Genomic DNA, 13,476 nt, shown 5'->3' on the forward strand with positions numbered 1-13,476 from the left:
TCACGTATTGCCCTGGGGGCAGAGCACTGGATGGGCTAGGGGACCCAAAGTCTTACCAAACCTAACCAAACTCCGAATACCGAGGAGTATGAGCGTGGCAGACAGACAGTGGGTGCTAAGGTCCATTGTCGAGAGGGAAACAGCCCAGACCACCAGCTAAGGCCCCCAAATCGTGGCTAAGTGGGAAAGGATGTGGGGATTCCAAAACAACCAGGAGGTTGGCTTAGAAGCAGCCATCCTTTAAAGAAAGCGTAATAGCTCACTGGTCTAATAGAAACCCTGCGCCGAAAATGTAACGGGGCTCAAGCCACGTGCCGAAGCTGTGGGTGCATATCTTTGATATGCGCGGTAGCGGAGCGTTCCGTAGGTCTGCGAAGGAGACGGGGTGACCCTCTCTGGAGATATCGGAAGTGCGAATGCTGACATGAGTAGCGACAAACAGTGCGAGAAACACTGTCGCCGAAAGTCCAAGGGTTCCTGCGCAAGGTTAATCCACGCAGGGTGAGCCGGCCCCTAAGGCGAGGGCGAAAGCCGTAGTCGATGGGAACCAGTTGAATATTACTGGGCCTGCCAGAAGTGACGAATGCGATATGTTGTCTGGTCTTATTGGATTGACCAGGCTTTTGGAGCATTCCAGGAAATAGCTCTGGCGTATAGACCGTACCCGAAACCGACACAGGTGGACTGGTAGAGAATACCAAGGCGCTTGAGAGAACGATGCTGAAGGAACTAGGCAAATTGCTCGTGTAACTTCGGGATAAGCGAGACCCGTCCGTGGGCAACCACAGGCGGGTGGCACAGACCAGGGGGTAGCGACTGTTTAGTAAAAACACAGGGCTGTGCGAAGTCGAGAGACGACGTATACGGCCTGACGCCTGCCCGGTGCCGGAAGGTTAAGAGGAGATGTGCAAGCATTGAATTGAAGCCCCGGTAAACGGCGGCCGTAACTATAACGGTCCTAAGGTAGCGAAATTCCTTGTCGGGTAAGTTCCGACCTGCACGAATGGCGTAACGACTTCCCACTGTCTCCAGCATCGACTCAGCGAAATTGAATTCCCCGTGAAGATGCGGGGTACCCGCGGTCAGACGGAAAGACCCTATGAACCTTTACTGCAGCTTTGCAGTGGCATCAGAGACATCCTGTGTAGGATAGGTGGGAGGCTACGAACCCGGGACGCCAGTACCGGTGGAGCCGTCCTTGAAATACCACCCTGAATTTTTCTGATGTCTAACCGAGACCAGTCTAGCCTGGTCCGGGACCTGCATGGTGGGCAGTTTGACTGGGGCGGTCGCCTCCCAAAGTGTAACGGAGGCGCGCGATGGTGGGCTCAGGTCGGTCGGAAACCGACTGTCGAGTGCAATGGCATAAGCCCGCCTGACTGTGAGAGTGACAGCTCGAACAGAGACGAAAGTCGGCCATAGTGATCCGGTGGTCCCACGTGGACGGGCCATCGCTCAACGGATAAAAGGTACTCTAGGGATAACAGGCTGATCTCCCCCAAGAGTCCACATCGACGGGGAGGTTTGGCACCTCGATGTCGGCTCATCACATCCTGGGGCTGGAGCAGGTCCCAAGGGTTCGGCTGTTCGCCGATTAAAGTGGTACGTGAGCTGGGTTTAGAACGTCGTGAGACAGTTCGGTCCCTATCTGCCGTGGGTGTATGAGACTTGAGAGGATTTGTCCCTAGTACGAGAGGACCGGGATGAACATACCTCTGGTGTACCGGTTGTCGCGCCAGCGGCACAGCCGGGTAGCTAAGTATGGACGGGATAACCGCTGAAAGCATCTAAGCGGGAAACCCACCTCAAAACTAGGTCTCACAGGGCCGTGAAAGACCATCACGTCAATAGGCCGGGTGTGGAAGCGTGGTAACACGTGAAGCTAACCGGTCCTAATCGCCCATATCGCTCACACAACGCTCTCACAAGAGAGCATACACATGCATAGCAATCATCCACGCAATCACACTCATCATACACAAAACACCAACCTCCACACCGACACACAGTTGTCGGGTGGATCAGAAGACCTGGTGGCTATGGCGGGAGACTTCCACCCGATCCCATCCCGAACTCGGCCGTGAAACGCCCCAGCGCCTATGATACTGCATCTCAAGATGCGGAAAAGTCGGTCGCCGCCAGGTCCCCTGATCCACCCCACAAAACACACCACCACCCCCGCGGGGTGGAGCAGCCCGGTAGCTCGTCAGGCTCATAACCTGAAGGCCGCAGGTTCAAATCCTGCCCCCGCAACCAAAATACCCCCCATACAAATACACCGACATAGCGCAGCTCTCTCACAGAGAACAGGCGTCTATACGCGCGCGTGTGAACCTCAGGCAGGGCACAAAAGCCTATCACTCAGCTCGGGACAGCCTTGCGCCAGTTGCCAAGCCGTGTCTTCTTGTAGTTCATATCAATCACATCAAAAGCTTCTGCAATTGCGTTGTGATGCCTGAACGCAAGCCCACCATGATCATCAGAGACAGACTGATCATTTACAATCCGCGACAGCCAACGCATCGAAGCGATCGTCGTGACGCCGGGCCCCGTTTCAACCCAGATATTCTCGAAATCGCCGACATGGCAGTAGCGTGTAAGGTTTGCGAAGATCCCTTCCAGAATGGCGCCGATCACGGGATGGTTCGGTTGGGTCATGATGAAGTCGTTATCGACACACCAGGGTGATCCAAACGAATAGGTCAGCAGGCAGGAAAAATCTGCCCCTGCCGCAATGCGTGTAACCGGTGCATGCGAACCTGTGTCGACATCCATGTAGATGCCCCCATGTTTGTACAAAGCAGCAATACGCCAGAAATCGGCACGCATGGCTGGATGAAAGCAGCAATCGAAAAGTCTGAGGCCCTCATTGCCATGTTCCTGATACATGAAGGCACGTGCTGAGGCATCGCAAACCAGTTCGTGCTGGCACTCAGGGTTCATGGCAATGGTTGTTGCGATGCTGCGCCGCACATCCTCGGGTGGGTTTGCAGCATGCCAATACTGGATAATCCGGTACGGGATGGATGAAGGTAACCCGTTATCCTGCCCTGGTGGAACGACCTTGAACCAGTGACTGTTGACCCCCTCTGCCAGAAGGTCGAAACAGGCCATACGATCCCCTTTGCTAACGCGACGCAAGGCGGCAGGCGCAGAAATTGCATTACCCGCTTTCATGTCCTGAGCTGTCATCAGCCCCCTGTGCAAGGCATATGGTCCAACCCTGTCTTGCTTCTCGAAACCATGATCGGGGTTACGAACACCCGATTACTTTCATCGTTCTGCTTGCATATAAGGCCGAGTTCAAATCTCTTTTCCGCGCCTTGGTCGGTGGACTTGCATGGTGTGGTCTTGTGAGAGGCCAATCAGATAGTGCTGGTCAGACTATCGGCGGTTTGAAGATCCGTGTGAACGACGCCATCCGTTGTCACCACCAGTAGATGATCGCCAACCCACTCTGCCAGGAAGATCTTTTCGAGATCACCCAGTCCGCGGCGGGAAAGTATTGCCATAAGCCATTCTTTCGAGTGCTTGAGCGCTTCCAGTTCCTTCTCCAGAATTTCACCGCGATGAACCAGGAACTGTGCGGGCTTCTTGCTTTCCTCCTTCATGATGACGCTGACATGGCCTGTCGTCTCGATCTGGGCAAAATCGATATCATCGAAGCTGAAGATGTTCTGCATCCGCAGAGCCGTTGCGACATCCTTGAGGTCGATACGGCTCGCGTTCTCATTGAAGTTCTCGATGAGGAAGACACCATTACGGATCAGGGTGATCGGCTCGCCTATCGTGCGCTTTCTCAGGTCAGGGATTTTGCGTGAGAGGTAGTTGAAAAGCGCCATGAGCAGGATGCACAGGATGAGCAGGGCGATATAATGGAGGATGGGTAGCTTGTCGTTGTAGAGAATACCTCCGACAACGCCGCCCAGTATGAAGTTGCCGACCAGATCGACCGCCGACATCATGGCAATCTGATTGCGCCCGGTGACATTCAGATAGGTGATGATAAGGGAAAACCCGATCACGAGCTTGAGGATAACCCAGAGGTAGACGGTGATCACGTAAGAACTGTCCTCTAGGAAAATATCTCGGTTGCGAGGTTTTCTGATTGCCACACTGTTGCTTCAACAGCGCTCAATTGTATGCATCAACGGTCCGACCGTAATTGAGTTTGACGAAAAGAGTTTTTCCTAGGGAAATACGATAGTCCTATCTTAAGATATAACCAATACCTTAAGATAGGGTTTTTACGCTTCTACCATAGTCTTCTGTGTCTGGCGCATGTCTGCGCCACCCACAAAGGTTGCGGCAATCGCGAACGCAGTCGCATAGTCAGCAACATCTTTTCTCAGAAATGAACTTATTCTCTACATCCGTGTGAATGCAGAATTTTATGTAGTAATTTTGAAAGCTGAGGGCGATTAATTTTGATTGCGAAAGCTTCGAGATCCCCTATCACATTTTCCAACATGGAAGGGTGATCACTTAGATAGGCTGCCATGTCCCATGCGGCTTCATCACCGAAGCCTATATCGGCGAGCGCATTGGAACACATGAAGAGTTCATGCATATTTTCCGGCACCCTGTCACGAAAGCATCGCCGGAAAAGCCGCTCAGCATCATGGAGCTTGTGCATACGAGCTATGTCGAGGATGCGTGTCATGGCCCAGTCACTAGTGCCACGAAGCCAATCCCTGTCGACTTCCTCAGCAATAATTTGAAGGCCTTTCTGTATGTTCCCTTCTTTGCAATCCATCAGCGCACGGATCAAACGGCCCTCTTGATTGGGAAAAACTAGTGAGGCGTTCCGCAAGCTGCGTGCGCTCGCATCTTGTCGTTGTGCCATGCGGTACGACAGGCAGAAAAATCGCGTTTCTGCGTAATGTACACTGTCAGGACGACTTTCACGAAGCAGACGTCGGAATTGAGCTATATCGACGTGCTCTCTTTGGCGTGCCAATTCAAGCAAGCGTCGTGAATAGCGGCTGCCAGCAGAAATAAGCTGAAAAACCGTTCCGTGCCACGTGAAGGGAGCAAGAACACGCTCACAAATTGTATGTGGAGCCTTTTCTGCAGCGTTCATAATTTTGGCTGCGTGATGAATGTCTGGTATTTCATAAGGATCTAGAAAAATTATGCAGCGTCCGTATAGATCATCAGCAATTATTGCCTCCCCACCTTTGAGTATTGGATCGTAATGTTCTGTGTACTGATGAGTATACGTGCCGCACTCATCTGCTTTAATTGACCATTGTGGTGAAAAAGCGAGAGTTGCATGGGCCCGAAGCTTTTTAGAAAACTTGAGAGCTCCATAACCGCCCATACTGCTTCCATAGGTGATGACGCGACGGTCTCCGATGAGATTTCGTATAGCTTGGATGGCCCGATCCATGTCCTCGGGGGGGAACCAATTAGCTGAGGTTGCACAAATCCCGATCGCTGAAATACCAGATTTTTCGAAAAATACGTCTCCCCAAAAACGGTCTCCACCGCACAGATCACCCCTATTGTTGAAGGTGACCACAACGTCATCGCCATCGAATAACTGCGAGATGACATAGAGGGACGGACAAGAGAAAATTACCTTCTTCCCAACTTGCGACGACATTGCATGACCTTATTGAGTGGAGAATATTTTTCCGTTTGATATCTCATATCTTCTAGTAATTGAAAGTCATTCGTCGATTATAATGTGGAAAATAAGGTTTCAAATCATATATCTATCATGCGTATGATTGCGCAAAATCTTGTAGCGGTATGATGGGTAAAAACTCGTAATATTTATTAACAATATTATGTGATTAATTTAGCTTTGTCTTCATTCTAGCGGTGGGATGATGAATTTTAAACAATAAATCTATACGCGCATCGATTTTTTTCAAAATATCTGTGGATGGCAGGCGAACCCAATCATTATTGGAGTTCTCAACCCGAGTAATGTGTCTTTCTTTTTGTTGCACAATGACAGCGCGCTCACTGATTTGTTGTTCATGTTTTGTTCTTATGATATTGCTGCCGTGAAAGGAGGTCTTTCATGGCGAGTATGGCTATGTTGCGCGACAGCATCGTGCAGATTGAGCAGCGTTATCAGCGCGGTTTTGCAGCGCTTTACCTACAGACGGGCATGGCTGCCGTTGACGAGGCGCTCAAGGGTGGGCTGCGTCGAGGGGCTGTGCATGAGTTTCTGGGGGAGGGGCATGATCAGGGGCTTTGCGCCCGCCCGACGCGTTTCATAGCGCAGATTCTGGCGCGAAGTGCGGGGCCTGTCATCTGGCTTGTGCCTGCCCTCTCCGAGAAACATCCCATCGAGCCTCGCGGAGCAGCGCAGGGAAGGGGCGGCAGTTCCGGCTTTACCTCCGTGCCGGTCCTGGCGGGACTGCGTGATGCCGGGCTGGATGGCGCGCGGCTGCTTTGTGTTGAGGTCGAAGCCGCCCGCCTGGTCGGTACGATGGAAGATGTGCTGCGCACCAGAGGGGTAACAGCCGTTGTGGCTGATCTGCCTGAACCATTATCCCTTACAGCCTCGCGTCGCCTCCATCTGGCGGCAGAAAAGACGATGGTCACCGGGTTTGTCGTGCATCGCCACACACAGCCTCTCTCGCCCAATTCCTGCTGGACGCGCTGGCGTATTGGCCCTGCGCGTGCTGATGCGGTCAGGGTGGGGCTGCGCTCTTTTCCCTCTGCTTCGGGGGGGCTGTCCCTTTCCCTTTTGCGACGTCGTGGGGGTGATGCCCTGTTCTGGAGGGTCGGTACAGACCATGATGCGTCGGTTTCTTTCCCTGTGGCTGCCCCACTGGCACACGACACTCTGGCACAAGGGGCATCCCGAAGCCGACCCCGCCAGACCTCTGGCCCTTTATGGTCGTGAGGGCCAGAGCCGGAAGATCATGGCGGTCAATCAACCGGCCCGGGATTGCGGGGTGGAGAAAGGCCAGTTTCTGGCCATGGCACGCAGTCTTGTGCCGGATCTGGCCGCGCATCCCATTACGCCCGCAGCCGATGCGCGCGCCTTGCACAGGCTGGCATCATGGTGCCGGTGCTTCTCCCCCCTTGTCGCGGTCGATCCGCCAGATGGTCTGTGGATCGACAGCACGGGATGCGCCCATCTTTTCGGAGGTGAGGTCGCCATGCTGGAAACCGTAAGGGACAGGCTCATGGCGCAGGGGCATGCCGTTCGTGCGGCCTTGGCGGATACGGCTGGAGCGGCTCATGCTCTGGCACGCTTTGGTGCAAAAGATCTGCTTTGTATCCCCTCTGGCAGCGTGGCTGCAGCACTCGACTCCCTGCCCGTCGCTGCCTTGCGGCTTGATGACGAGGAACAGTCGCGGCTTGGTCTCCTGGGAATTGGTCGTGTGGCGGATCTGCGTGCCGTGCCACGTGCTGCGCTGACGCGCCGCTTCGGCAAGGCGGTGCTGTGTCGTCTTGATCAGGCGCTTGGACACCAGAAAGAAGCTCTGGATTTCGAGCAGCCTGCAACAGCCCTGAGCGTGAAGCGCCATCTGATGGAACCAATCGGCACGGCCGAAAGCATCGCGCAGGTTATGGACGTCCTGTGTCAGGATATCGCGACCCTTTTGCAGAAGAGAGGCCTTGGCGCGCGTCGGGTCGATCTGCTTTGCCATCGCGTGGATGACGTGGTTCAGGCAGTGCGTGTGGGAACGGCCGAGCCTGTTAACGAGGCCATGCGCCTGTCCCGCCTGCTTCAGGAGCGTATCGAGACAATCGATCCAGGGTTTGGCATCGAAGTCATGAGCCTGCATGTCGGTCACGCCCAGCCCCGCCCTCCGGTGACAGAGGGAGCCATGTTACCGGAGTCCTCCACAGGAGCGGGCGGGCTTCTTCAGGCAGGTCGTCCCCCGACAGGAGAGTCGCTGGTGGTTCTGGCAGAACGACTGCGCAACAAGCCGGGTTTGCGGGCGATCTATCATCTGGCGGAAACCGACTCACCCTTCCCCGAGATGGCCCAGACACAGGGCCTTGCGCCTGTTTCATCGTTGGAAGGCGCTTCGCGGCGCTCACATTGGCCGCGACCAACCCGGCTTTTTGCACCGCCACGCGCTATCGCCGCGCCAGAATTGACGGACCACGACGCGCCTCAGGGCTTTGTCTGGCAAGGGCAGAAACTGCGTGTTTGCGGGGCTGATGGGCCGGAGCGGCTACACGGTGCCTGGTGGCAGCATCCCGCACAGGCAGGGGCCATACGCGATTACTGGATTGTGGAAACCGAGCAAGGCGATCGCTTCTGGCTGTTTCGTCGGGGTGACGGTCAGCATCCCTGGTCGGGTGACGGGGCGTGGTTCGTCCACGGGCTGTTCTGATGACACAGGATTTTGCCTCTCCTCCGGTCATGCGTCCTGCCGAGCCCCGCGAGATTGCGGAGGCTCTGACCCATGCCCTGCGTTTTGACGGGCGTCGGCGTGTTCATGATGCTGATGAACTGATGGCGACCCTCGTGGCTGAGCGGCTGGTGGCGCATCTGGCACGCTGCGGTTTCGTGCTCATGAAACGTGCCGATGCCGTGGCGCATGATACGAGCGGGCATCATCATCCCAATGACAGGGCAAGAGGCGAGGGGGCATGACCACGCCGCTTCATGTCACGTCCTATTATTCCTTTCTGCATGGCGTAAGTGCGCCGCATGACCTGTTTTCTGTCGCCCAGGCCCAGGGGCACAGGGCGCTCGCGCTGACCGACCGCCATTCGGTGGCCGGCATGGTGCGTGCCCATGATGCCGCGCGTCAGAGCGGTGTAAGGCTATTGCCCGGCTGTCGGTTTGATCTGCTCGATGGCTCGACCCTTCTGGCCTATCCTGTTGATCGTGCGGGGTGGGGCGCGCTTTGCCGCCTGTTGACGCTTGGGCACCGCCGGGGTGCGCGCGAAGTCTTTTCGCTCGACTGGGGAGATCTGCTTCAGGGGGCACGGGGGCTTGTTCTGGTTCTGCTGCCCGATCAGCCCGATGCTCAGGCTCAGCAGCAGTTTCAGCATCTGGCCCGGATCGGTGCAGCCAATAGCCAGCCAGTTTATTGCGGGCTTTCGCATCGCAATGCGCCGGGTGACCTGCTGCGCCTGCGGGCGCTGGAGGCACTGGCCGCCTCCTGTGGCGTAGCCGCCGTGGTGACGGGCGATGTGCTCTATCACGAGGCACGCTGCCATGTTTTGCAGGATGTCGTGACTGCCATTCGTGAGAACTGCACGCTCGATACGCTGGGGGAGCGGCGTGAAAATCATGGTGACAGGGCCCTCAAGACGCCCGGTGCTGTGGCGCAGCTTTATGAGGCTTTTCCCGAAGCACTGGCTCGCGTGGCCGAGATCGAAGCGCATTGCCGCTTTTCGATGGATGATCTTTGCTACCAGTATCCGCAGGAGACTGACCGGCCGGATGAAACGCCGCAGCAGACCCTTACCCGTCTGGTGCAGGAGGCCCTGCCAAGGCGTTATCCTGCCGGGGTGACGGACGCGGTCAGACAGCAGATCGCCCATGAACTCGCCTTGATCGGCTCGCTTGATTACGCGCCCTATTTTCTGACCGTTCACAGCATCGTGCATCAGGCGCGTGCGCTCGATATTGTCTGTCAGGGGCGCGGCTCTGCCGCCAATTCCGCCATCTGCTATGTGCTGGGTATCACGGCGATCGACCCCGTGCGTTCCGGCCTGCTGTTCGAGCGGTTCATTTCCGCAGAGCGTCGCGAGCCCCCCGATATCGATGTGGATTTCGAAAGCGACCGGCGCGAGGAAATCATTCAGTGGATCTATCGCCGCTACGGCCGTAGCCATGCGGCGCTGTGTGCCACCCTCATGCGCTATCGCCCCAAGGGGGCCTTGCGCGAGACGGGCAAGGTGCTGGGGTTGAGCGAGGATCTGCTGGGTCTGCTCTCGAAATATCTTGCCTCGTCGCTGGGGGATCCGGAACAGCTCAAGGCGCGTGCGGCGGAGCTGAACCTCAATTTGTCAGATCGACGCCTGGCGCTGACCCTGCGTGTGGCTGCCGAGCTGGTGGGCATACCACGCCAGCTTGGCACCCATCCGGGGGGCTTTGTGCTGACTCGCGACCGGTTGGATGAACTCGTACCCATTCAGCCTGCGGCAATGGAGGATCGGCAGATCATCGTCTGGGACAAGGACGATATCGACATTCTCAAATTCATGAAGGTCGATGTATTGGGCCTGGGCATGCTGGGATGTCTGCGCCGGGGGTTCGAGCTTCTGGCTGAGCATCGCATCCGCCAGCTCGATATGGGCTCGGTACCGCCTGAAGATGACGCGACCTATGCCATGATCCGCCGTGCCGACACGCTGGGCACATTCCAGATCGAGAGCCGCGCCCAGATGTCCATGCTGCCGCGCCTCAAGCCCAGGACGTTCTATGATCTGGTCATTCAGGTGGCCATTGTGCGCCCGGGTCCCATCCAGGGTGATATGGTCCATCCCTATCTGCGACGGCGTGAGGGAATCGAACTGCCGGATTACCCGCAGCCGGAACTCAGACAGATTCTTGGCAAGACCCTGGGTGTCCCCCTGTTTCAGGAGCAGGCCATGCAGGTGGCCATCAAATGCGCTGGCTTCACGCCCGGTGAGGCCGATCAGCTGCGCCGCTCCATGGCGACGTTCAAGTTCACTGGTGGGGTCTCGCATTTCAGAACGAAGCTGATCGAGGGCATGGTTGCCAATCATTATGATCGCGCATTTGCCGAACGCACCTTCCGCCAGCTTGAAGGCTTTGGGTCCTATGGCTTTCCCGAAAGCCATGCGGCGAGTTTTGCTCTTGTGGCTTATGTCTCGAATTATCTGAAATGCCACCATCCCGATGTGTTTTGCGCGGCCCTGCTCAATTCACAGCCTATGGGATTTTATGCCCCGGCTCAGGTGGTGCGTGACGCGCGCGAGCATGGCGTGACCGTGCACGCTATCGATATCAATGCCTCGCGTTGGGATTGTGTGCTTGAGCCTGACCGGGGCAAGCGGACACTGGCCGTGCGTCTTGGTTTCCGCTTTGTGAAGGGCCTGTCGAACGATCACGCGGCCAAACTGATCGCCCATCGCTTTCCGGCCTATGAGTCGCTCGATGATGTCTGGCGTCGTGCTACCATTCCTGTCTCGGCGCTTGAGGCGCTGGCGGCTGCAGATGTCTTTCGCAGCCTCGATCTTGATCGGCGTGCAGCACTCTGGGCCATCAAGGGGCTGGCGGATACGGTTCTGCCGCTTTTTGCCGCGGCCGATCGCAAGCTCAATCGCCCCGGCCCCGAAGTGATCGAGCCCGATTACGCCCCCCGCCCCATGAGTGAGGGCCGCGAGGTCGTGGAAGATTACAACACGCTCGGCCTGACCTTGCGCCAGCACCCGCTGGCGTTTCTGCGTCCGCAACTGGCTGAGCGAGGCATGGTGACCTGTGCCGATCTGCGCCGGTTACGCGATGGCAGCCGCGTGGTGGTACCGGGGCTCGTTCTGATGCGTCAGCGCCCGGGCACGGCCCATGGCGTGATGTTCATGACGCTGGAGGATGAAACCGGCACAGCCAATATCATCATCTGGAAAGACCGCGCCGAAGCCCAGCGTCGTATTGTGATTGGTGTCAACGCTGTGGCCTGCCATGGAACGCTCCAGCGTGAAGGAGAGGTCATTCACGTGGTGATGCAGCGTCTGGAGGATATTACGAATATGATGCGTTCTATTGCCGTGTCCGAGGAAGAAGAGGGGTCGGTGGCACCAAGATTGAAGGCGCGGGATTTTCATTGAGATACAGACTTGTTTCTTCCTTTTGGAAAAAACTAAGCAATATTTTGGTATTTCTGTTATCTTCAAGCATAGATTTAGGGACAGGATAAGATAATGAATTATGATCCTGCTGTTTTGCAGAAAATACTGACAATACCGGAGCTGGCGGAATTTGATTTGTCCTTTAAGCCCATGTTCGGCGGTATCATGGGATATGCCGGCGGCAAGGTCTTTGCTTCCCTCTCCAATGTCGGCCTGGCCCTGAAGATGAGCGGCAAGGATCGTGAGGCTCTTCTGGCACTCCCCGGTGCCTGTGCATTGCGTTATGAACCGGAAAGTACGCCCAGCAAGACCTATGTCGTTGTGCCGGAGTCTCTGCATACGCGTCCGGATGAGCTGAAAATCTGGGTAGCGCGCTGTGTTGCGGCGCTTCCTGCAGCAAAGCCACGCCGTTAAGAGAGGCAGGGCGTTCGTGCTGTTGCCGTGAGAGCGGGTGATGCCGTGTCCGGCTCGAGGTAAAAGTTGCTGCTTTTCCGCAGGGGGGGCGAGCCTCTTGGCTGACGGTCGATCACGCTGGGAGGTTGTAGGGCTTACCTATGCTCGCCATGATTATGAACTCTCTGACGCAGCCTTACATCTGGTCCTTGCAGAGTGTGTGTCAGCATTGCAGAAAAGACTGTGCAAGATCGTAACGGATGGGCACTCTTGTCTGATGCGCTGTTTCTTGCCTCTGATTGCTCTTCTTTTCTCCTCTTCGACGATGGCGGCTACTGCGCCCTCCTCTGCGCCGAGTCCTGCTGAGATTGTCGATGCCGCGCCCGCCACAGCGTGGCGTGATGTCGCACCAGAGCGTTTGCTCATCATGAAGCTGGCCGATGGGGACCGCGTGGTGATCGAACTCGCGCCTGAATTTGCCCCTGTGCATGTGGCCAATGTCGTGCGTCTTGCCCGGTCCCATCAGTGGGATGGCGGCGCGATTACCCGAGTGCAGGATAATTATGTCGTACAATGGCGTGTGCATGACGAGGCGTCCCCCTTACCCGAAGGGTTTATGGCTCATCCGCCTGCCGAATATGACCGGCTTCTTGAGGGGCTGGACTACACACCACTCCCTTACCCTGACCCCTATGCAGCAGAGTCCGGCATAGCATCGGGCTGGCTCGTTGGGCGCGAGGGCGCGCAGATCTGGCCAGCGCAATGCTATGGTGTGGTCGGTGTTGGGCGGGACATGCCGCCCGATACGGGGGACGGGCGTGAACTCTATGTAGTGAATGGCGAGGCACCGCGTCAGCTTGATCGCAATCTGGCTGTTGTCGGGCGCGTGCTGGAAGGCATAGAGCATCTGAGCGCCTTGCCACGAGGCCCCGGGAAGCTCGGTTTTCACACAGATCCAAGGCAGGATGTGCTGATTGCGAGCATGACGCTTGCTGCAGATCTTCCTGCGGCCCTGCGTCCTGCCATGCAGGTCATGCGCACCGACAGCCAGAGTTTTCACGATTATCTGGCAGCCCGTGCAGCACGGCGCGATCCTTTTTTCGTGCACCCTGCAGGAGGAGTCTCGCTCTGTAACGTGCCCGTCCCGTCACGTGAGAAAAAGACGAAACACGACTAGCGACAGCGAAAACGCGGGCGGGCTTGCCCATATGCTCTTTCCGCGATGGCGCTGTAACAGGTGACCACCACCCCCGAGAGGCCAGCAAGGTCGTTGCACGCAGTGGCTCAAGCTTAAGAGAATTGGCGGTGTCCGTACGTGTCGTATTGGCC

The 13,476-nt window shown here is 56.5% G+C and carries 9 protein-coding genes, 1 tRNA gene and 2 rRNA genes (1 of these 12 only partly in view); 9 read left to right on the plus strand and 3 right to left on the minus strand.

What is annotated here, in order from left to right:
- From P5689_RS10465 to P5689_RS10475, 3 genes are all read left to right on the plus strand, one after another.
- Positions 1 to 1,917, plus strand: a 23S ribosomal RNA gene (locus P5689_RS10465) (it extends 821 nt beyond the left edge of the window).
- Between the two features lie 112 nt (positions 1,918 to 2,029).
- Positions 2,030 to 2,144: ribosomal RNA gene (rrf, locus tag P5689_RS10470) — 5S ribosomal RNA — on the plus strand.
- 35 nt (positions 2,145 to 2,179) lie between these two features.
- Positions 2,180 to 2,256, plus strand: a tRNA-Met gene (locus tag P5689_RS10475).
- A 105-nt stretch (positions 2,257 to 2,361) separates the two neighbouring features.
- On the opposite strand, the gene P5689_RS10480 is transcribed toward P5689_RS10475, so the two are convergent.
- The 3 genes from P5689_RS10480 to P5689_RS10490 form a co-directional block, all read right to left on the minus strand.
- Positions 2,362 to 3,192, minus strand: coding sequence for a glycosyltransferase family 32 protein (locus tag P5689_RS10480; RefSeq protein ID WP_285533096.1), 831 nt, complete (start codon positions 3,190 to 3,192; stop codon positions 2,362 to 2,364).
- Positions 3,193 to 3,365: 173 nt separating this feature from the next.
- The gene (locus P5689_RS10485) at positions 3,366 to 4,061 is read right to left on the minus strand and encodes a YetF domain-containing protein (protein WP_285533097.1); all 696 of its coding nucleotides are present in this window, start codon (positions 4,059 to 4,061) and stop codon (positions 3,366 to 3,368) included.
- Positions 4,062 to 4,360: 299 nt separating this feature from the next.
- A complete protein-coding gene (locus tag P5689_RS10490; RefSeq protein ID WP_152530221.1) occupies positions 4,361 to 5,608 on the minus strand; it encodes a hypothetical protein in 1,248 nt (415 codons plus the stop codon).
- 426 nt (positions 5,609 to 6,034) lie between these two features.
- Between P5689_RS10490 and P5689_RS10495 the strand changes: the two genes are divergently transcribed.
- The 6 genes from P5689_RS10495 to P5689_RS10520 all read left to right on the plus strand — a co-directional run bounded on the left by P5689_RS10495 (position 6,035) and on the right by P5689_RS10520 (position 13,324).
- Positions 6,035 to 6,868: a hypothetical protein gene (locus P5689_RS10495; RefSeq protein ID WP_285533098.1), complete on the plus strand. Its 834-nt coding sequence runs from the start codon at positions 6,035 to 6,037 to the stop codon at positions 6,866 to 6,868.
- Positions 6,759 to 8,318, plus strand: a complete 1,560-nt coding sequence (locus P5689_RS10500) for a DNA polymerase Y family protein (protein WP_285533099.1) — start codon at positions 6,759 to 6,761, stop codon at positions 8,316 to 8,318. Before P5689_RS10495 ends, P5689_RS10500 begins: the two co-directional genes overlap by 110 nt.
- Positions 8,318 to 8,581 carry a hypothetical protein gene (locus P5689_RS10505; protein ID WP_166929562.1) on the plus strand — a complete coding sequence of 88 codons (264 nt, stop codon included), beginning with the start codon at positions 8,318 to 8,320 and terminating at the stop codon, positions 8,579 to 8,581. Before P5689_RS10500 ends, P5689_RS10505 begins: the two co-directional genes overlap by 1 nt.
- Positions 8,578 to 11,733, plus strand: coding sequence for an error-prone DNA polymerase (locus P5689_RS10510; protein WP_285533100.1), 3,156 nt, complete (start codon positions 8,578 to 8,580; stop codon positions 11,731 to 11,733). The genes P5689_RS10505 and P5689_RS10510 overlap by 4 nt, the downstream gene beginning before the upstream one ends.
- A 93-nt stretch (positions 11,734 to 11,826) precedes the next feature.
- On the plus strand, positions 11,827 to 12,168 hold the full coding sequence (locus P5689_RS10515; protein WP_285533101.1) for a TfoX/Sxy family protein: 342 nt from the start codon (positions 11,827 to 11,829) through the stop codon (positions 12,166 to 12,168).
- 268 nt (positions 12,169 to 12,436) lie between these two features.
- Positions 12,437 to 13,324, plus strand: coding sequence for a peptidylprolyl isomerase (locus P5689_RS10520; protein WP_285533102.1), 888 nt, complete (start codon positions 12,437 to 12,439; stop codon positions 13,322 to 13,324).
- The last annotated feature ends 152 nt before the right edge of the window (positions 13,325 to 13,476 follow it).

The sequence above is a fragment of the Asaia sp. HumB genome (genome assembly GCF_030263835.1).
GTDB lineage: Bacteria > Pseudomonadota > Alphaproteobacteria > Acetobacterales > Acetobacteraceae > Asaia > Asaia bogorensis.